Annotated in this window: 15 protein-coding genes; all 15 read left to right on the top strand. The window is 47.9% G+C overall.

All coding sequences use genetic code 11. From position 1 onward, the window contains the following. Positions 1-3: 3 nt before the first annotated feature. The 15 genes from Q0V21_RS13485 (at position 4) to helD (ending at position 21,334) form a co-directional block, all read left to right on the top strand. Positions 4-912, top strand: coding sequence for a carbohydrate ABC transporter permease (locus Q0V21_RS13485; RefSeq protein ID WP_024630098.1), 909 nt, complete (start codon positions 4-6; stop codon positions 910-912). 193 nt (positions 913-1,105) lie between these two features. Then, positions 1,106-2,632 carry an ABC transporter substrate-binding protein gene (locus Q0V21_RS13480; protein WP_301879320.1) on the top strand — a complete coding sequence of 509 codons (1,527 nt, stop codon included), beginning with the start codon at positions 1,106-1,108 and terminating at the stop codon, positions 2,630-2,632. 122 nt (positions 2,633-2,754) lie between these two features. Beyond that, positions 2,755-3,453: a hypothetical protein gene (locus Q0V21_RS13475; protein ID WP_301879318.1), complete on the top strand. Its 699-nt coding sequence runs from the start codon at positions 2,755-2,757 to the stop codon at positions 3,451-3,453. Positions 3,454-3,785: 332 nt separating this feature from the next. Continuing rightward, complete coding sequence (locus Q0V21_RS13470; protein WP_079347132.1) at positions 3,786-5,531, top strand: sensor histidine kinase; 1,746 nt, start codon at positions 3,786-3,788, stop codon at positions 5,529-5,531. A gap of 85 nt (positions 5,532-5,616) precedes the next feature. Further along, positions 5,617-7,239, top strand: a complete 1,623-nt coding sequence (locus Q0V21_RS13465; protein WP_079347130.1) for a response regulator — start codon at positions 5,617-5,619, stop codon at positions 7,237-7,239. Between the two features lie 124 nt (positions 7,240-7,363). Continuing rightward, a complete protein-coding gene (locus Q0V21_RS13460) occupies positions 7,364-9,049 on the top strand; it encodes a type 2 periplasmic-binding domain-containing protein (RefSeq protein ID WP_079347300.1) in 1,686 nt (561 codons plus the stop codon). A gap of 247 nt (positions 9,050-9,296) precedes the next feature. Continuing rightward, positions 9,297-10,187: an ABC transporter permease gene (locus Q0V21_RS13455; RefSeq protein WP_024630104.1), complete on the top strand. Its 891-nt coding sequence runs from the start codon at positions 9,297-9,299 to the stop codon at positions 10,185-10,187. A 30-nt stretch (positions 10,188-10,217) separates the two neighbouring features. Beyond that, positions 10,218-11,096 carry a carbohydrate ABC transporter permease gene (locus Q0V21_RS13450; protein ID WP_024630105.1) on the top strand — a complete coding sequence of 293 codons (879 nt, stop codon included), beginning with the start codon at positions 10,218-10,220 and terminating at the stop codon, positions 11,094-11,096. A 32-nt stretch (positions 11,097-11,128) separates the two neighbouring features. Further along, complete coding sequence (locus Q0V21_RS13445) at positions 11,129-12,238, top strand: glycoside hydrolase family 53 protein (RefSeq protein ID WP_079347128.1); 1,110 nt, start codon at positions 11,129-11,131, stop codon at positions 12,236-12,238. A gap of 37 nt (positions 12,239-12,275) precedes the next feature. Then, a complete protein-coding gene (locus Q0V21_RS13440; protein ID WP_079347125.1) occupies positions 12,276-14,348 on the top strand; it encodes a beta-galactosidase in 2,073 nt (690 codons plus the stop codon). A gap of 279 nt (positions 14,349-14,627) precedes the next feature. Then, positions 14,628-16,067, top strand: coding sequence for an NAD-dependent malic enzyme (locus Q0V21_RS13435; RefSeq protein ID WP_079347122.1), 1,440 nt, complete (start codon positions 14,628-14,630; stop codon positions 16,065-16,067). 1 nt (position 16,068) lies between these two features. Continuing rightward, positions 16,069-16,794, top strand: a complete 726-nt coding sequence (locus Q0V21_RS13430; RefSeq protein WP_079347120.1) for an HD domain-containing protein — start codon at positions 16,069-16,071, stop codon at positions 16,792-16,794. 253 nt (positions 16,795-17,047) lie between these two features. Then, the gene (locus tag Q0V21_RS13425; RefSeq protein ID WP_079347118.1) at positions 17,048-18,115 is read left to right on the top strand and encodes an FUSC family protein; all 1,068 of its coding nucleotides are present in this window, start codon (positions 17,048-17,050) and stop codon (positions 18,113-18,115) included. A 140-nt stretch (positions 18,116-18,255) separates the two neighbouring features. After that, positions 18,256-18,717: a hypothetical protein gene (locus tag Q0V21_RS13420; RefSeq protein ID WP_079347116.1), complete on the top strand. Its 462-nt coding sequence runs from the start codon at positions 18,256-18,258 to the stop codon at positions 18,715-18,717. 241 nt (positions 18,718-18,958) lie between these two features. Next, positions 18,959-21,334 (top strand): RNA polymerase recycling motor HelD, encoded by a 2,376-nt coding sequence (gene helD, locus Q0V21_RS13415; RefSeq protein WP_079347112.1) that lies wholly within the window; start codon positions 18,959-18,961, stop codon positions 21,332-21,334. Positions 21,335-21,358 lie beyond the last annotated feature (24 nt).

Raw genomic sequence — 21,358 nt, 5'->3', positions numbered from 1 at the left:
GCTGTGAAATCACGTGATCCATTAGCTGTGTCGCGGCGTTCCGCGTCTATCATACACGGTATGTTTATCTTCTATGCCATTGCCTGCATCGTGCCGATCCTGCTTGTCTTCGCGATCTCATTCTCGGACGAGACGACGGTTATTGCGAACGGGTATAAGCTGATTCCGGAGAAGTTCAGCCTGACTGCTTATGAGTTTCTGTTCAAAGACATGGATCAGATCATCCATTCCTATGGCATTTCAATTATCGTAACCGTGATAGGTACGATAACGAGTGTAGCGTTGACTGCATTGTACGCGTATCCGCTTTCCCGGAGGGATTTGCCGTATCGCGGGTGGTTCGCTTTTTTCATCTTTTTCACCATGCTGTTCAATGGCGGGCTGGTTCCTTGGTATCTCGTTTATGTGAACGTACTGGATTTGAAAAACTCGATTCTGGCATTGATCATGCCGCTGCTGCTGTCACCGTTCTTCGTACTGGTCATGCGGACCTTCTTCGCCAATTCCATTCCGGTATCGATTCTTGAATCGGCACGGATTGATGGAGCAGGTGAACTGAGAACGTTTACACGTATCGTGCTTCCGCTTTCCCTTCCGGTGATGGCGACCGTTGCGCTGTTCAGCACATTGAATTACTGGAACGACTGGTATCTTAGCATGATTTTTATATCCGATAACCGAACGATCAGCCTTCAGTACCTCATGTACCGGACGCTGCTCGATATTCAATATTTAACATCCAACTCCAATGTCTCTTCACAGATTTCGTCACAGGGCGGATTGCTGAATCTGCCGAATAAAACACTGCAAATGGCGATGGCTGTTGTCGGTATTGGTCCAATTGTACTGGCATATCCATTCTTCCAGCGTTATTTCATCAAAGGCCTTACGGTGGGCGCAGTGAAGGGGTAACTCCGGTCGGTTAGCGGAGAGGGCAACGGATATATAACGAAGATAACGAAGATGGACCTGAGAGGGCATATACAAAAATCAGCGAGTAAAGACACGCCGGAGGACCGGCAAAGGAACGGACTTTGGCAGATTGAAAACATGGCGAATTGGGGCAATCGGTTGCAGGGTCCAACATAAGACGGGAGGGGTTCATTTGGTTAGAACGTTTAAGGTATGGCCGCGTATCGCGGCAGCAGTTATGGCGCTGAGCCTGGTGCTGGCAGGGTGCTCATCGGACAAAGGCGGAACAACACCGGCAGCAGAGGGTGGCGGTGCAGCGGAGAGTGGGGGTAAGCCTTATGAAGTGACGTTGTATTATCCGGGAACGCCACAGAAAGATGTAGCTCTGGTTGAGGCCGAGATCAACAAAAAGATGGAGCCCAAGATCGGGGCAACACTCAAGATCAATGCGATCGACTGGGGTCAGTGGGATAACAAGCTGAATCTGATGATCTCTTCCGGCGAAAAATCAGATATTATTTTCACGGCGGCTTGGCAAAATTATACCGTCAATGTGGCCAAAGGTGCTTTCCTGCCGCTTAATGAGCTGCTTGACAAGTATGGGCAGGATATCAAGAAAAATCTGGATCCCGCCTTTCTGGAAGGCTCCCAGGTGGATGGCGTAAACTATGGTGTTCCTACCAACAAGGAATTGGCAGCAACACGTGGTGTACTCGTACGCAAAGATCTGGCTGACAAATACAAACTGGATCTGACCGCAGTGAAAACGTGGGCTGATCTGGAGCCATTGCTCAAAACCATTAAGGAAAACGAACCGGGTATTACTCCGTTTTATATGTCCAATACCAATGGTAACGGGCTGCTGGAGAACCTAGACTGGGATTATCTCGGTGATGCATCCGTGCCGGGTGTAATCTCCAAAACAGCGGGTACAACGACGGTGCTGAATGAAGTAGAGACCCCTGAATTCAAGGAAGCCGCTGAGCTTGCACGCAAGTGGTATCAGGCTGGATACATCAACAGTGATGCGGCGACCTCCAATGTGTTCCCGAAAGATCAGGCGAAGGCAGGCAAGGCTTTCCTTTGGACCGATGGCATGAAGCCGGGCAAGGATAAGGAAGAAGAAGGGTATGTTGGTTATCCACTGACTCAGATTGAAATGACACAGCCTACGATTACAACCGGGGATGCTTCCGGTGCCATGCTGGCGATCTCCCGTTCCTCTGAGCAGCCGGAAAAGGTGATGCAAGTCATTAACCTGCTGCATTCCGACAAAGAGATTAACAATCTGCTCAATTTCGGAATCGAAGGCACACATTATGTGAAAAAAGACGGTCAGGACAACATTATTACCCTCCCACAAGGGGTGGATGCGAACAGTCGAACATACAATCCGGGCGCACAATGGCAGCTGGGCAACCAGTTCCTGAACTACCTCTGGGATAATGAAGATCCGCAGAAATGGGAAAAATTCAAGGAGTTTAATGCCAAAGGCGTCAAGTCACCTGCACTGGGCTTTACCTTCAACAGTCAATCGGTCAAAAATGAAATTGCTGCGGTCAACAACGTGAACAAACAGTTCAAACCGGGCATGACCTCGGGTGCAGTAGATCCGAATGAAATGATCCCGAAATATCTGGAGAAGCTGAAAGCTGCAGGTATTGATAAAATCATTGCAGCCAAACAAGAGCAACTCGATGCATTCCTGTCCAAGAAGTAGATTTGAGTTGCAAAATCAAAGACGTTTTCGGTCAAAAACCGAAGCGTCTTTTTTTATTTGGGTCACAAACCATAATAAGGAAAAATATGATATAATCAGGTGGTTGATTAGGGGGTGTTCGTGTGTCGAGAACCAGACTTGTGTTCTCTGCGATGTTATTGCTGTTTGGCATCATCTTTACGTTTAAGCATCACCTCGGTTTTTCTGTAGGGGACACGATGTTGTCTGCTATAGGAATGTCGCCTTACACCACTGCCTACGTAAGTGGTGTGCATATCACGTTATTTTTTGGAATGGGTATATTAGTGTGCAGCTACTATCTTACACGCAAAGAAATTATGCCCTTATATCCGGTTCTGGCCAAACGTCTCTGGCTGATCGTTCTCGCTATCGTTCTCAGTTACTCCTTCATGACGGATAAATTAATGTATGTAGCCAAATGGGGAGCTTCCGGTGTTCATGGTGTTTCCTATGTCCAAAATGATAGCTCCTGTACCTATGATGTACTGGATAATGGGATCACACGGGTAAATTGTGACCTGACACTCAAAAATTACACCAGAGAGCCTGTCGCAGCTGTGCTCTTGCCTGACCTGGCCCGTAGTTACAAACACCAGGATGATCCGCTCTATGAATCCCTGCAATCGGTCCAGCTAAAACCTGTGCATATAGAGATTGAGCCGCATGGAACCTTTAAGGGTCAACTGGCGTTTTCCGGATTGGCTGACTCCCCGCTGCAAGTGAAAGGAAAGTTAACCGATATTGTCCTAGATGTCGCCGTGGATGGAGAGAACACCGTGTTTGATTACGATATTCCATAAGAATATTGCGTTAGCAAGATAGAATGAATACATAAGAAGAGCTTTCAAGTTAGAAGAAATTAATCAATATGCTGCATTTAGAAAGGAGCTGACGGTTGTCGGCTCTTTTTTTGCGTGGAAGTTGCAATTAGTGCAGAAAAGTTGGCTTTGTCACCTTTATGCATGGATATGGTAACGCTTACGATATATAGAGAGTCGATTGTAATGGGATTAGGTTCGGAATAACGGATAAGCTGTGAAGCGGATTCACCCAGAAAAAAAGAGTTTATGTTTAATGCTTGCATCGTTAAAATTAGATTCACTGACTAATGAAGGCAAGGTGAGGTAAGAAGATGTCATACCGGACGAATCTATTTTCCAAAATGGTCATTTTAATTCTAATTATGCTGGTTCCAGTCGTACTGCTGTACTGGTATTCCAACCATAAAACAACAGCAGTTCTGCGGGATGAACTCAATCGCTCCAACAGCAACCAGCTCGAGTTTTTTCAAAATCAAGTGAATACCCACATCGAATTGTTATCCTCGTGGCCGAATCTGCTCATCCATGACCCCGATATTGCGAGCTTCCGGCGGATCTACGCCGATAGTAAATATTTCGATCTGGATACGATCAATCTGGTTAAACGCATTCAGAACAAGCTGAGCATCCAGGAAAGTTCATCGAACTGGACAACAAAATTATATCTGTATTCGCCGACGCTGGGCAGGGTCATCTCTGAAAGAGATGCTGGCTATTATGATCAGCAGACACTGCGAGGCAACATGTCATCCGGATGGAATGTTCGAAAGATTCAGGAGGGGGAAGATGAGAAATTCATCTTTAGCTGGATCACCGTATCTCCATACGGCATTAGCGACCCGGCAGCCAATGCACAGACCGTGATTAAGCTTGAATTCGACAGTGACAATATTCGGGATATGCTGGACAAATTTAAGGACGATGGCCGCCATGATCCGTTTTATTACCGGGAAGAGTCGGGGGTTATCTATAACCGAACTTCAGATCGTGCACTAACAGGTCAGCTGATGGACAAGCTGGCTATTGCTAAGCTTAAGGATGTGGATAACCGGACAGTCGTTATTGACGGCGAGCCGTACATGGTGAATACGGTAAAGTCCAGCACGACAGGCTGGTATCTGGTCGATTACATGCCACTATCGGCGATTCTGAAGCCAATTCATCAATCCAATATACTGTTTTATTCGGCCATGATCTGTCTGCTCTTGATGAGTTTTGCTGTGGCCTATCTGTTATACGTTCAGGTTCAGGTCCCCGTCAAACAGTTAATTCGTGGATTTCAACGATTGAAGCAGGAGGATTATTCAGTTCGAATCACGCCGAAAGGACGCAATGAATTCAGCTTTTTGTCGGAACGATTCAACTCCATGGTGGCGCAGATTCAGCAGCTGTTTGAACACGTGTATCTGGAACAGATTCATGTGCGCGAAGCCCGGCTGAAACAGCTGCAATCGCAGATTAATCCACACTTTTTCTATAATTGTTTCTCGTTTATTACGAGCATGGCAAAGTTGAAGCGTGTGGATGCAGTAGTTGCGATGTCGCATAATCTGTCCCGATACTATCGGTATACGACGAGGCAGGAGCGTGATGTCGTGCCGCTTACGGAGGAAATTGAATTCGTCACCTGTTATCTGGAAATTCAGCAGATGCGTATGGACCGAATACGTTTCAAAATTGACTTGCCGGAAGATATCCTGAGGCAGGAGGTGCCTCCGCTAATCGTACAACCTCTGGTGGAGAATGCGGTTATTCATGGAATTGAAGCTGATGCCGAAGCTGGAGAAATACGAGTTTCGGGAGAACAGAGAGATGGCATGATGATTCTTACCGTGGATGACGACGGGCAAGGCATGGATGAACTGGGTAGGCAGATGCTTCTGCATAAACTCACAGGTGGTATGGATCAAGAGATGGGATGTGGACTATGGAACGTCAACCAGCGTCTTCAGCTCAGGTATGGGGAGCAGGCAGGATTAAGTGTAACGGAATCACCGCTTGGTGGGCTGCGTGTTACCTTGTTCTGGCCTGTTGACGAGGAACATCTTCTTCAATAGAAAGATAGAAATAGAGACGCCATATGACTATAGCATGATAACGATGGAATGCCTTGCATAATTCAGCAGATAGGGAGTGAGTGTCTTGATAGATATCTTACTGGTGGATGATGAAACATATGTGACTGAAAGTCTGGAATTAACCATTCCCTGGGGAGAGCTCGGGGTTACAACGGTTTTCCGTGCGGCATCTGGCAAGGAAGCGCTGCAGATTTTGGAAGAGAATGCCGTGGATCTTGTGGTGACCGATATTCGAATGCCGGGCATGTCCGGACTGGAGCTGATTGAGGAGGTAAGCAGTCGATGGGCGCATATCCGCTGCATCCTGCTGACCGGGCACAGTGATTTTCAATATGCCAAGAAAGCGATTCAGCTGCAGGCTGCCGATTATATTCTCAAGCCGGTGAACGATGAGGAATTCATGGCTTCGGTCTCCGCTGCCATCACGTCCCTTCGGGATGAGTGGGATGAATTTGATAAATACCATCGGTTGTTATATAGCCGGAAGTCGGATTATAAAATTTTGCGTGAAAATCTGATGCACGATCTGTTGCTGGGCCGCGAAATTACAGCACGAGCACTTGGTGAACAGCTGGAGAAGTACGAGATTGTACTCCAGCCGGATCAACCGGCGGTCATGATGCTCATTCGCCTTACAGGTCGGTTCTCGTCAATGGATCAGCAATCACTGGATCTGATGGAGTTTGCGGTGGGCAATATCGCCGAGGAAGTATTCGGTCCCCATTTCAATGTGTGGTTTGGACGAGGTCCTCATGAGTGTCTGGTTATGATTATACAGAGTCAGGGCTGGACGGAGCTTGTTCAGACAAACGTGGATGAACTGAAGCAACCGGCAGGGACTTTCCGCGAGCATGTCATTCGTTATCTTCAAGGCAATCTGTCGATGGTGGTTACCGCACCGTTTCAATTTGCCGATCTAACGACCGCTTATCGTAAAGGTCTGGGATCACTTGTATTGTCGGGTCCAGAGGAAAATACGGTCATTTATATGGATAAAGAGCTGTCCAAACGCCCGGAGAACGATGCGGCGCAAGCGCTTGAAGAGCTCTATAAGCCACCCGTGCTGCCTCAGCTGCTTGAAACCAAACAGTGGGAGGCTGCGGCACGCAAACTGAATGCTGTATTTGATGCAGCGGACCGCGTATGTCTCTCCAGAGAGCATGTATATGAGATGTATTTGTCTGTAACGAATGCTTTTATGTATATCGCGCATAAGCAGGGGCATCTCGTGCATGAGATTGATCATGCGGGATTTGACCTGCTGCTCGCACACCAACTGATTCAATCGCCTGACAAGCTTCGCCGCTGGGCGACGGAGATGCTTGCCAAGCTGCAGGATGAGCTATCGGATCAGGAAGGTGTACAAAGTCGAAGACACGTCATCAAGCAGGTTCAGGAAATGGTAACGAGAGATGCAGGACAGGATCTGTCCGTGAAGATGATCGCAGACAAGGTATATTTGCATCCCGTGTATTTGTCCAAGATCTACAAAGCCGAGACAGGTGAAGGGCTGGGCGATTATATGATTCGCATGCGGATGGAGCGTGCATTGTATTTGCTCAAAAATACCAACAAAAAGATATACGAGATTACCAGTGAGTTAGGGTACCAGAATCCGCAATATTTCAGCAAAATGTTCAAAAAGCATTACGGAATGACACCGAATGAATATCGGGATCAGGCATAATTTCAACATCATTCCAACATATAGGTTGCCAAAGGTGCAGAAATCTTGTTTTCGTGACATAGGCTGAAAGACCCGGCAGGCCTATAATGAAAGGGTAACCAAAATGATTGAAGGGGGAACAACATTGAGAGCGAAATCCACGAAAAAGAGAGTACTGTCGCTTCTCGCTACGACGCTGTGTCTTACTGTCGTTCTTGCAGGCTGTTCAGGAGGCAATGGAGGCGGAGATAGTGCATCATCAAGCACACCTGCTGTTGAAAACGAATACAAAGAAAAATATGATCCGGCAGTAACCCTTACAACGGCATGGGGAATTGACCCTGAGCTGAAATTCAAAAATGGCGAATCGATGGAAAATAACGTAGCAACCAAGTGGGCCAAAGAGCAATTTGGTATCGACATCAAATCATTGTGGTCTGTAACGGATACAAACGGAGCGTTTGCTACGAAGCTTCGACTTGCGATGTCTTCCGGTCAGGAGATGCCTGATATTGTAACGGTTGGGGATAACCTGCTTGCTCAGGATCTGATTGATTCTGGCATGTATCAGGAAGTGGGTCCGCTGTTCGACAAATATGCTTCTGACACATGGAAAAAAGCGATGGAGCAGGACCCCAATGTATGGAACCAGTACAGCCGTGATGGCAAAAGAATGGGTATTCCCGTACTGGACTATGCCTACAACAATGATTACCTGCTGTGGATTCGCCAGGACTGGCTGGACAAGCTGAATCTGGAGGCACCAAAAACGATCGATGAGCTGGAAACAGTCATGGATGCGTTCAAAAACCAAAATCCGGATGGATTGGCTCCGGACAAGGTTACTCCACTAAGCATCGGATTCAAAACATCCATGAACACATGGATGGGAGATCCGTCCTGGATCTTCGGTGCATACGGAACACTGCCGTTCCAATGGAATGTGGCTGAAGATGGCAAGCTGGAGTATGGTTCCATCAATCCTGGCATGAAACAAGGTCTGACCAAATTGAGCGAATGGCTCAAAAAAGGATATATCCCGCAGGAAGCAGCATTATGGGATGAAAACAAAACAGCAGAGCCAGCGGTGGCAGGTACAGCCGGTATTATCCCAGGTCCTTACTGGATGAGCGGATGGCCGCTTCTGGATACAGTGAAAAATGTGCCAAGCGCGGTCTGGAAACCGATTCAAATCCCGTCCGGTCCAGAAGGCAAAGCGATGCGTCACGGTACACAGTTTGTCAACGGCGTTATTTTGATTAAGAAAGACATGGAACATCCTGAGGCGTTCTTCACGTATGAGAATTACCTGTTCGACAATTATGCAGACCCAGAACCGGGCAGCCCGTATGATAACGGACTGTTTGCAGGCTATGACTACCAATTGGATGCCAATGGTAAACAAATGCCGATTGATCAAATCGAAGGCGGATATGTGAACGTTGTACGTTATTTGCTCGTTCGTGATGGTGCTCGTATTCCGGATGCTCAGATGAAAGCCCTGCTGAATCTGGCAGATGGCAAAGAGCCTGAAACGAAGCTTGAGAAGGATGTTGCCGTTAACTATGGTAAAGAGACCCCTGCTGCTGCGAAAGTGCTGCTCAGTCAGGAAGAAATCTCTTACAAAAACATGTTTACTGGTCCTACAACAGCAACGATGAAATCGAAGCTTGATTACCTGAACAAAATTGAGAATCAGGCATTCAATGAAATTATTTATGGCAAAAACCCGGTAGATTCGTTTGATACATTCGTGCAAACATGGAAATCGGGTGGCGGTGACCAAATCACACAAGAGGTTAACGAATGGTATGACAGTGTGAAAAAATAAGTAACAGGGGCGCGCAGACTATATTAGTCTGTGCGCTTTTTTTGTCGTTGTGAGAGCGTGATTTGCTTGGGAGAGGTGCGAGTTAGCAGAGGAAGAATGACTAGAAAGACAGCGAGTCCAAACTGGTTGCTTTTGTGCCATTTATATTGCTTTTATGTGCTGTTTGACCTATGCAAACGGTTGATATAATCGCAGTATAAGCCACTCAGGGAGTACTTGAGTAGGAAGAATTACAGGGGGAGCAATCATGAGAACTTTAAAACGAACTTGGCCATTCCACGTAATGCTGCTGCCAGCCATCATCTTTCTGATCATATTCAGTTACATTCCCATGGGCGGCATAGTCATGGCATTTCAAAACTATAAGCCATGGCTCGGCATTAGCGGCTCCGAATGGGTCGGGCTGGATAACTTCCGATTTTTATTTGAGCGTCAAGACAGCTTGCAGGTGATCTGGAATACGCTGATCATTGCTGTGCTTAAACTGATATTTAATTTATTTGTTCCTTTTGTTTTCGCCATTCTGTTGAATGAAGTCCGCAAGATGGCTATACAGAGAACCATTCAGACCCTTGTCTACTTGCCTCACTTCTTGTCCTGGGTCATCCTGGGCGGGATTTTGATCGATTTGCTGTCCACTGGAGGTTTGGTTAACCGGGTTCTGGGAACCTTCGGACTTGGGCCATACTTCTTCCTCGGGGATAACAGCTGGTTCCGGTCTACGGTCATTCTGACGGATGTGTGGAAGGAATTTGGCTATAACATGATTGTTTTCCTGGCTGCCCTTGCCGGAATTAACCCGGCGTTGTACGAAGCAGCAGAGATTGACGGAGCTGGACGGTGGAAACAAACGCTGCACATTACGATTCCTTCGCTTGTGCCAATGCTGATGGTTGTAGGAACGCTAGCGCTCGGAAATGTGCTGAATGCCGGGTTTGACCAAATCTTCAATCTGTACAATCCGCTCGTTTATCAAACGGGTGACATCATTGATACATTCGTATACCGTTCTGCGATGCAAAATGGTGAGATGGGCTTTGCCACCGCTATCGGATTGTTCAAATCGGTAATCAGCATGATTTTGATTCTTGTGTCTTACAGTCTGGCTAAGAAATACGCCGGTTATCGCATATTCTAATCGAATGAACATAAGAAAGAAGGGACCACGATGTACCACAAATCATTGCCTTATCGCGTGTTTAATATAATTAATACCTGCTTTCTGATTTTGGTCGCCATTATGTGTATTATACCGATGATTCATGTTCTGGCTGTCTCTTTCAGCACGAAGGCTGCGGCCGATGCGAATCTGGTCAATCTTTGGCCCGTGGGCTTCTCGCTTGAGGCTTACAAAAAAACGATGAACAATCCGATTTTCCTGAACTCGCTCTGGATCTCCCTCCTGCGTACGGTCATCGGCACAGCAATTACGTTGCTCATTACCTTCTTGGCGGCGTACCCGTTGTCGAAAGAAAATAGTGAATTTAAAGGCAGAACGATATATTCATGGATATTTGTTTTTAGTATGATCTTTAATGGCGGACTGGTTCCCTTCTACATGGTTATCCAGAAGATTGGCCTGATGGATTCCTTCTGGGTGCTGGTCCTCCCGGGGGCGGTCAATACCTTCCTGGTCATTCTGATGCTGAACTTCTTCCGCGGCATTCCAAAAGAACTGGAGGAAGCGGCTCTGATGGACGGAGCCAACCATTTCAGAACGTTGTTCACGATCTTCCTGCCGATTTCCATGCCATCCATCGCAACAATTGCCTTATTCAGCATGGTGTTTCATTGGAACTCCTGGTTTGACGGATTGTTATACATGAACAATGCCAAGGATTACCCGCTGGCTACGTTTATGCAAACCGTCATTATCGGTCGGGATATGAGCAGCATGAGCATGAACCCCAAAGAAATGGAAGCTCTTTCTCAAACCACGGTAAGAGCGGCACAAATCTTCATCGGAAGCGCACCCATTCTGATCGTGTATCCATTCCTGCAGCGCTTCTTTGTCAAAGGTATGACCTTGGGTTCGGTTAAAGGCTGAGCCTGCAACTAAATTAAACGGAGGTTGATAAAGTGAGCCATTTAAAGGAAGAGGCATTCATTCTCGGAATGGATGTGTCGTTTATGGATGAAATTGAGCAGCATGGTGGGAGCTATCGTGATGAGCATGGGCAGCAGGCAGATTTGCTGACCCTTCTTAAGCTGGGTGATGCCAATGCAATCCGATTGCGAATCTGGAATGATCCTGTAGGCGGGTTCTGTAATCTGGAGCGGACGGTAGCGGTTGCCAAACGAATCAAGGAAAAAGGCCTGCAATTCTTGCTGGATTTTCATTATTCCGATCGCTGGGCTGATCCAGCCAATCAATGGAAGCCGAAGGCGTGGGAGAAGTTGTCCTATGAGGAACTGCAGCGTGAGGTATGTACCTATACGGCAGATGTACTGAGAACACTCAAGGAGCATGATGCATTGCCGGACATGGTGCAGGTGGGGAATGAAATTACACCGGGCATGTTATGGGATGAAGGGCGTGTCGGCGGAGAAGAACATGATACCGATGAACAGTGGGAGCGTTTTGCCGGACTTGTGAAGTATGGTATCGCTGCTGTTAAATCGGTTGATTCGGAAATCAAGATTATGATTCATATTGACCGCGGTGGTGACAATTCAGAGAGTCGCAAGTTCTATGATCGATTTGAAGCGCTTGGTGTGGAGTTCGATATCATTGGGCTCTCATATTACCCTTGGTGGCATGGAACACTGGATGCACTCCGGGATAATCTGCATGATCTGGCTAAACGATACGGCAAACCAATCAACGTTGTTGAAACCGCTTATCCTTGGACATTGGAGCAGCCTGAGGGTCACGAGTGGATTCTGAATCAGGAAGAACTGCTGCTGCCCGGGTATCCGGCTAGTGTGGAAGGACAGACACGTTATCTGAAGGATCTGCTGCAGATTATTCGTGAAGTTCCCGGCGGTCTCGGAGCGGGATTCTATTACTGGGAGCCTGCCTGGATTCCTAGCAAGGAAGAGTGGTCTGTTGGACATCCGAATAACTGGGGCAACCTGACGATGTTTGATTTTAAGGGACAGAAGTTGCAATCGTTTTCAGCGCTGAAGGCTGGAAAGGAAAACGACACCACATTAGATGAGCAGCCGAGTGCTGTATTGATCAAATAGATGCTTCTAAAATGAAATGAATGAAGGAGTTGTCAGCATGACATACACATATCCACCCGTAAGTTCCAAAGCACCTCATATGTTACATGGTGCAGATTATAACCCGGAGCAATGGCTCCGCTATCCTGAAGTACTGGAAGAAGATATCCGCCTGATGAAGCTGGCCAAATGTAATGTGATGTCCGTCGGCATTTTCTCATGGGTATCTCTTGAACCGGAGGAAGGCGTGTACACGTTTGAATGGCTGGATCAGGTACTGGATCGTTTTGCTGCCAATGGAATCTATGCATTCCTGGCTACCCCAAGCGGTGCAAGACCTGCCTGGATGTCAGCCAAGTATCCCGAAGTGCTGCGTGTTGGGGCCAACCGTGTTCGCAATCTGCACGGCTTCCGTCACAATCACTGTTATACGTCCCCTGTATACCGGGAGAAGGTTACGGCGATCAATACGAAACTAGCAGAACGTTATTCGGATCATCCGGCAGTCATTGGCTGGCACATTTCGAATGAATTCGGTGGGGACTGTCACTGTGATTATTGCCAGGAGGCTTTCCGGGGTTGGGTCAAAAACAAATACGGCACACTGGATGAGCTGAATCATTCCTGGTGGACGACATTCTGGAGCCATACCGTGACGGACTGGAGTCAAGTGGAGTCTCCTGCCCCACATGGAGAGACACAGGTTCATGCGATGAATCTGGACTGGCGCCGATTCGTAACGGATCAGACCGCTGATTTTATCGTGCACGAAACGAAACCGCTCAAGGCCAAAAATCCTGATCTGCCGGTAACGACCAATCTGATGGAATTTTATGAAGGATTGAACTACTGGAAGTTCGCCGACATTCTGGATTTCCTGTCCTGGGACAGTTACCCGACATGGCATGACGCGGACGAAGAAGATACGCTCGCATCGAGAATTGCTATGATGCATGATATTGTTCGTTCCATCAAAGGAGGACAGCCGTTTCTGTTGATGGAGAGCACACCAAGCTCAACCAACTGGCAAGAGACCAGCAAATTGAAACGTCCGGGTATGCATTTGCTGGCATCACTGCAGGCTGTAGCACACGGCTCGGACAGTGTGCAGTACTTCCAGTGGAGAAAGAGCCGGGGTTCCAGTGAGAAGCTTCATGGGGCGGTTGTGGATCATGTAGGACATGAACATACCCGTGTATTCCAGGACGTGACTGATGTAGGTAAGGCACTCGAAGGAATGCAGGCGGTTGTTGGAACGTCCGTTCCGGCAGAAGTTGCTATCATTTTCGACTGGGAAAACCGCTGGGCGGTAAAGGATTCCCAAGGACCGCGTAACATCGGAGTGAAGTACGAGCAGACGGTAGAATGGCATTATGATGCCTTCTGGAAAAAGGGTGTGCCTGTAGACGTCATCGACATGGATGCTGATCTCTCCAAGTACAAACTGCTCATCGCACCTATGCTCTATCTGGTGCGTGAAGGCGTGGGCGAACGCATTGAGCGATTCGTGGAAAATGGCGGTACATTTGTAGCTACGTATTGGTCAGGTATCGTAAATGAGAATGATCTGTGCTTCCTTGGAGGCTTCCCTGGACCGCTTCGCAAGACGCTGGGAATCTGGTCGGAAGAGATCGATGGCTTGCATGACCGTGATCTGAATGGAGTTGTACCTGTGAAGGACAACGAGCTTCAACTGTATGCCGAATATGATGCTTTCGAATTATGCGATCTGATTCATCTGGAAGGTGCAGAAGCGCTGGCGACGTATCGCTCCGACTTCTATGCCGGACGCCCTGCTTTGACCGTCAACCGTCTTGGTTCTGGTAAAGCCTATTATATGGCTACGCGTTTCAAAGCTCCATTTTACGACGATTTCTATGGCAGCTTAATCGCTGATCTGGGGATTGAGCGTGCCCTTGAAACTCAGCTTCCTACTGGAGTTACGGCACATATCCGTACAGATGGCACAGCGGATTATGTATTTGTGCAGAACTACACACCGGAGACGAAACAGGTGAAGCTGGACGAGCAGTCCTACACCGATTTGCTGAGTGGTGATGCTTTAGAGGGTAACCTTGATTTGCAGCCATATGACATCCGGGTACTGCGCAGAGCGGCTGAGCGTAAATAATAGAATATTACTCATTTGGCTGAAAAATCTGGGGATAAGCAGCGATCAGAAGGTTGTTCTGTCATCGGAGTGGCAAGTATAAATATGCTTTAGTTCAACTTATATAGCTTGCAGAGGGTCACCCTTAACGTCTCGATTAGACGGAGAGGGTGGTCCTTTTTGTCGTATTAGATCACGACAAATACTTTTTCTGGACAATATAAAGGAAAAACGTGTCCGCGCAGCGAAGACAAACAGGTAACACTGTAACTCAAGACTTGCAGTCTGGGAGGAATTGGAATGAATCAAAGAAATCTAGACGGTAACAGCTTTATTATTCGGCTGGAAATGACAACAAAAGATATCAAGTTTGGTGAAGTAGCCTCGGCCATCTCGGAAGCCGGCGGGGACATCATTGCCATCGACGTGATTTCGACCAATCAGGATGTAAGCGTGCGCGACTTAACTGTCGCGGTAACAGATGCACAGGATAACAGCAAAATTATAGAAGGGGTGCGCCAGCTCAAAGGAGCATCCATTATTAACGTATCGGATCGAACGTTTCTGCTGCATTTGGGCGGCAAGATTGAAGTTACACCGAAGACCCCGATTCATAACCGGGAAGACCTGTCCCGCGTATATACACCGGATGTGGCACGGGTATGTTCGGCTATATCAGAAGAACCTGGAAAGGCATTTTCTCTGACAATCAAGCGGAATACGGTTGCCGTAGTATCGGATGGCAGTGCCGTGCTCGGGCTTGGCAACATTGGACCGCGTGCTGCGATGCCGGTGATGGAAGGTAAGGCGATGTTGTTCAAACAGTTTGCAGGGGTTGACGCTTTCCCAATCTGTCTGGATACACAGGATACCGAGGAAATCATTCGAACTGTGAAAGCGATCTCACCAGCATTTGGCGGGATTAATCTGGAGGATATTTCTTCACCGCGTTGCTTCGAAATTGAGCGTCGTCTGAATGAGGAGCTGGACATTCCTGTATTTCATGATGACCAGCATGGTACGGCAGTTGTGTTGTATGCAGGTCTGATCAATGCGCTCAAGCTGGTTGGCAAGTCCATCACGGATGTGAAAATTGTCGTCTGTGGAATCGGCGCAGCAGGTGTGGCTTGCAGTAATATTCTGCTGTCCGCTGGAGCGAGCCGGGTTGTCGGGGTAGATCGTGAAGGTGCGCTGGTACGGACGAATACCTATGAAAATGAAGTGTGGAGCGATTATGCGGCTCGCACCAACCCCGAACTGGAGACAGGTTCACTTCGTGAAGTGATTCGTGGAGCAGATGTCTTCATCGGTTTGTCCCGTGGCAATCTGTTAACGCGGGAAGATGTGCAAACGATGGCAGCCGACCCGATCGTTTTCGCGATGGCGAATCCGGTACCGGAGATTATGCCGTCCGTAGTGGAGGACATTGTGGCTGTTATGGCGACAGGTCGCTCCGATTATCCGAATCAGATCAATAACGTATTGTGCTTCCCGGGTATGTTCAGAGCGGTTCTGGATTGCCGCGCCAGTGAGATTAATGAGGAGATGAAGCTCGCTGCAGCTCAGGCGATTGCTTCGGCCATTTCGGATGAAGAACGTACTCGTTATTATATTATTCCGAGTGTGTTTAACGATAAAATCGTTAAATCAATGCGTACTCGCGTGATTGAGGCAGCAGTCAAGACGGGTGTGGCAAGACGTATACCGCGTGAACAAGCTCGCGAAGGCGGGGAAGTGTAAGATGCAAGAGAAATCCCTTCAACATCCGAACCCAAGCGCGCAGCAATCGGGGCATGAGGATCATGTTGATGGAACGTTAACAGGAGAGGCCATTCTTCGAGGGGCCCGGGCTTTTGTTCAAGGAGACGCTGCCGCACATACGGATGGTCATGACTGGCCTCATATTGAACGGGTAACCACACTTGCGGTTGAGCTCGCACATCGTATGGGCGCCGATCCCTTCATCTGTGAACTGGCTGCATTACTGCATGATGTGCCGGATGAGAAGCTGAACGAAAGTCTGGAAGTGGGGATGGCAAAGCTGAATGCATGGCTGGATACCCAGCCGCTGGAAGCGGGTACGCGGGAAGCCGTAGTAAACATCATTTGTTCCATTTCCTATGCAGGAGGACAGCGCCCTGCCGTCACATCGCTGGAAGCTCAGGTGGTGCAGGATGCGGACCGCCTGGATGCGCTGGGCGCGATCGGTATTGCGCGTACGTTTGCTTTTGCCGGCGCGAGAGGTCGGGAGATGTATGATCCCGCCCTTCCCCCACGAGAGCAGATGACGCGCGAGGAATACCGGAATGGGCGCAGTACAACGATTAATCACTTCTACGAAAAGTTGTTCAAACTGAAAGATCTGATGAACACGTCCTATGGCAAGGAACTGGCAGAGCAGCGTCATGACTTTATGGTGCAGTTTGTGGAGCAGTTCAAGCGTGAATGGGAAGGAAGGTTTTCATAACTTTCTCCATTGGAGTTAAACATACAATACCCCCTACTTCCGAGAGTGGAGTGGGGGGTATTTGTTGCGTACACGGAGAAGCAGTGATAGATAATACTTCATCAACGAGATACAGGGCATGGTAACCCAATGGCTTCCATGATACAATAAATCGTTCTCCTGAATTGATTCGGGCAAAAAAAGAAATATGGGGTAATAATGATAATGATCATCAAACGAATGAAATCCGTTTTGAAAAAGAGGAGGGGTCACCATGTCATTTGGTGCACGTGTACTTAAGACAGGGATTGCGGTTACACTGGCCCTGTACCTTAGCAGCATGTTCCTGAACCCGCAATCTCCCGTTCCCGCCGCGATCGCGGCCATCTTTGCCATGCAGCCATCCATTTATCGTTCCTGGAAGTACTTCTTGGATCAGCTGCAGACCACTACACTTGGGGCGATTGTGGCCCTGCTGGGAGGCATGGTGCTATCCAATGAGCCCATTGCCGTCGGGCTCATTATTGTGCTGGTTATTATGATTTGTCTTAAATTGAATATGGGCGAAACGGTTGGCCTGACGCTGGTAACCGTTGTATCGATTATGGAAGCGTCGGGTGACTGGCATTTTGCATTGAACCGTTTCCTGCTGACACTTGTCGGCATTGTATCTGCGTTTCTCATTAATATTACGGTATTCCCACCCAAGCCGAAGATCCAGTTCGTGAAGCAGATTCAGAGTGTGTTCAGTGGCATGTCACTGCTGCTGCGTACATCCATCTCGGATGAGATCAAGGAAGTGGTGTTCCGGGATGAGAAAAATAATCTGGGCGGCTCCATCAAATCATTGTCGGATAAGTATAACTTGTTTGAAGAAGAACAGAAGAAGATGAAACGGTCCAAATTCAGTGAAACCCGGCAGATGGTTGTATACAAACAAATGCTGTTAAGTCTGCAAAAAGGATTCGATGTGCTGGATTCGGTAGAACGTCACTATTTCCAGGCACAGCGAACACCGGAAATGGATCAGTTCTTTGATACACATCTGGAGCTTGTTATCAAATTCCATGAACATGCGCTGCTCAAGTTCGAGGATAAGCTGAAACCAAACGGTGAGGAGGCGGCACAGTTTATTTTGGATAATGATCGTTTCATGGAGCAGGCCATCTCCCAGTTTGATATCGATCAGGAAGGGATGCTGAGGCTGTCCATCGTGGCTGCTGCGATCTACGATTACGGCTATCAGCTGGAGCGGCTGAATCGGCTTGCCGAACATGTGCACAGTGCCAGTGAAGACAAGGATTCACAGGATAAAATTCTGAATTGGCTTAAATGGCCGTAAACATGGTAGTACGGTTTGCGGTCATGTGGTTTCATAATATACAATGGAACTACAACCAGCCCGGACAGCGTGTCCGGGTTGTTTTGCATACATAGCACAGACCTTGTGCAACCAACTCAATCGAACCGAGGTAGATATACATGAATTTGACACAGCTTGGACCTGAATGGATGGAGTGGTTCAATGGAGAGAATCTGGAGAAGAAGCAGCACGAAGCGATGCAACTGCTGACCGTGTCCGAGGGAGAATGGCCGCATCAAGCGATGATCAGTATGGGAGAAGTCATTGCGGTCACGCCCAACCTGCTGAGACTGGCTTTATGGCCGGGAACACAGACAAGTATGAATATGAGTCGAACAGGCAAGGCTACCTTGATTGCTGTTCATCAGCAAATCTTGTTATCTATTCGTCTGGATGTGACTTTACTGCCGGTATTAAGGGAAGCTGTCCATCCGAGAGATCGTTTCGAGGCTCAGGTGATTAACGTTCGTGTAGATCATGCGCCGTATGCGGAGATTACTTCAGGGATCACATTTCAATTAAAAGACGAATCTGGGGCTATTACACGCTGGAGAGAGACCATTGAAGAATTACGACAATAAAACGGGGCGCGTTCTATATTCATCCCATTCGAGGGTAATAATAGAATAAAAACAACAAAAAACGCCTCCGCTTGCATCGGGACGTTGTCACTGGTACAATAAAAAATGGTTTTCAGAAAATTAGAACTAATTAACATAAAATAAAAATGTTTACTTTCTAATTAATTATACCATAGCCTTTTCGGGCTTGTCAAATGGGCTTTTGAGGACACAATCCGGGGAAAGAGGGGCGTATTAACATATGAGTACAGACCAGCAATGGAGCGAGGAGCAGCAGCGGGTCAACAAGGTAACGGAACAGATTGATCGGAAAATCGACATTCTGGAAAAAGAGGTAGGTTCCTTCCGGGATGAAGTTGTGGGAATGAGAAAAGATTTCTGGGACGAAGTCACCATGAACTTCAGCGAAGCGGATGATGTAGGGGAAACCTCCACCAGTATGCGGCAGCAATCACAGGTCCTGTCGGATCGGGAGCGCAGCCATCTGAATACGGCAGCAGCGCTGGATAAAATGAAACGGCTGCACCATTCACCGTATTTTGGACGGATTGATTTCAAGGAAAATGGCTATCCGAATGCAGAACGAATCTATCTGGGGATCGCATCACTGCTGGATGAGAAGGAGGAATCCTTCCTTGTCTATGACTGGCGTGCGCCCATATCCAACCTGTATTATGATGGAGCGCCAGGTCCGGTCACGTATCATACACCGAGCGGTGAGATTAGTGGAGATATTGAGATGAAGCGGCAGTTTGTCATTCGGGATGGACGTATCCGCTTTATGTTCGACACCGGAGTTACGATTGGGGATGAGCTGTTACAGGCCGTCCTCAGTCGAACCTCAGATGCACAGATGAAGAGCATTGTGGCGACAATCCAGAAAGAGCAGAACCGGATTATTCGTAATGACCGGACTCGCATGCTGATCGTTCAGGGAGCTGCAGGCAGTGGTAAAACTTCCGCTGCGCTCCAGCGTGTAGCGTATCTGCTCTATAAATACCGCGAGCATCTGCAAGCGGATCAGATGGTCCTTTTTTCGCCAAACCCGATGTTCAACAGTTATGTTTCCACCGTACTGCCTGAGCTTGGAGAGGAAAATATGCTGCAGACGACCTTCCAGGAGTATCTGGAACGCCGTCTGGGCCGTGAATATCAACTGGAAGATCCATTCATTCAGCTTGAATACGTACTTACGGGAACTGAGGACCCTCAATACGAAGCGCGTATGTCCGGCATTCGTTTCAAATCGTCTGAGTCCTTCCTTAAGGTTATTACACGATATAAGGACAGCATGATGTCTGAAGGCATGAAATTCAAACCGGTTCGTTTCCAGGGGCGGGCTGTTGTTACGGCTGAGGCTATGGCGGAGAAATTCTATAGCTTCGAACCATCCGTCAAGCTGGTGAATCGACTGGAAATACTGCGAGACTGGATGCTGAAAGAGTTGTCTGCCTTTGGCAAAGGCGAATTGGAAGCCCCTTGGGTAGATCAACAGCTGGATATAATGGAACCAGAGGATCTGCAGCGGGCCTTTCAGCGCCTGAAGCGAAAGCAAAAAGGGAAGTCGGACACGTTTGATGATTTCCAGCAGGAACGAGAGATACTTGCCCGAATGGTGGTCAGCGATCGGCTCAAGCCTTTGCGCAAATGGATTAAATCTTTACGTTTTGTCGATGTACGTCAACTGTACGCCCACCTATTCAACGACCGGGCACAGATGGTTCGCCTGTTGGGAGAGGAAACATTGCCTTCACACTGGGAAGAAATTGGTGATATGACACTTCGCAGACTGAAAGTACAGGAGCTGGCCTATGAGGATATCACACCCTATTTGTATTTGCGTGAGTTGCTGCTCGGTTTCCATATTAACTCCAATATCCGCCATGTAATCATTGACGAGGCACAGGATTACTCTGCCTTCCAGCTGGCCTTTATGAAAAGATTGTTCCCGAGATCGAAAATCACCGCACTTGGAGATTTTAATCAAGCCATCTATGCGCACTCATCCGTACTGAGTGGTACGGGGCCGCTGACTAACCTGTATGGACCGGAAAATACGGAAGTGATTGAGCTGACGAGAAGTTATCGTTCAACGCAGGAGATCGTGGAGTTTACACGGGGCATGGTTCCGGGTGGAGAAGAGATCGTTCCATTTAACCGCGGTGGGGAGAAGCCGAAAGTGATCGTTTCCGCCAATGAACAGGAGCACCTGGATGTGATTACAGCCGATCTCAAACATCTGATTCAGGAAGGGTATGAATCGGTTGCGGTCATCTGCAAAACGGCGGAAGAGAGCAAGGACATCCATGAAGCATTAAGCAAAATACTGCCTGTGGCACCGAAGCTGATCAAAAAAACAACTCTGGCCTTTGAACGGGGTGTGCATGTCATCCCGGCGTATCTGGCCAAGGGTGTGGAGTTTGATGCTGTTCTGATCTATGATGGATCTGCATCGCAATATGCGCAGGAACATGAACGTAAGCTGTTCTATACGGCATGTACCCGTGCCATGCATTTACTGCATGTTTATTGCATGGGCAAACCTAGCCCGTTCATTACATCCCAGTCCGAAGAGTTGTATGATATGGGCAAGGTGTCTGCCGCTCAAGCCGAATGACTGCGTCTTTCAAATTCATGAAGA

The sequence above is a fragment of the Paenibacillus sp. 11B genome (assembly GCF_030487755.1).
Lineage (GTDB): Bacteria > Bacillota > Bacilli > Paenibacillales > Paenibacillaceae > Paenibacillus > Paenibacillus vandeheii.
Note: the sequence above shows the minus strand (reverse complement) of the source record. Positions and strands in the feature narration are given on the sequence as shown.

Coding starts and splice junctions, on each gene's coding strand:
- Q0V21_RS13470 (WP_079347132.1), top strand. CDS start 3,786: ATGTCATACCGGACGAATCTATTTTCCAAAATGGTCATTTTAATTCTA.
- Q0V21_RS13455 (WP_024630104.1), top strand. CDS start 9,297: ATGAGAACTTTAAAACGAACTTGGCCATTCCACGTAATGCTGCTGCCA.
- Q0V21_RS13450 (WP_024630105.1), top strand. CDS start 10,218: ATGTACCACAAATCATTGCCTTATCGCGTGTTTAATATAATTAATACC.
- Q0V21_RS13440 (WP_079347125.1), top strand. CDS start 12,276: ATGACATACACATATCCACCCGTAAGTTCCAAAGCACCTCATATGTTA.
- Q0V21_RS13435 (WP_079347122.1), top strand. CDS start 14,628: ATGAATCAAAGAAATCTAGACGGTAACAGCTTTATTATTCGGCTGGAA.
- Q0V21_RS13430 (WP_079347120.1), top strand. CDS start 16,069: ATGCAAGAGAAATCCCTTCAACATCCGAACCCAAGCGCGCAGCAATCG.
- Q0V21_RS13425 (WP_079347118.1), top strand. CDS start 17,048: ATGTCATTTGGTGCACGTGTACTTAAGACAGGGATTGCGGTTACACTG.
- Q0V21_RS13420 (WP_079347116.1), top strand. CDS start 18,256: ATGAATTTGACACAGCTTGGACCTGAATGGATGGAGTGGTTCAATGGA.
- helD (WP_079347112.1), top strand. CDS start 18,959: ATGAGTACAGACCAGCAATGGAGCGAGGAGCAGCAGCGGGTCAACAAG.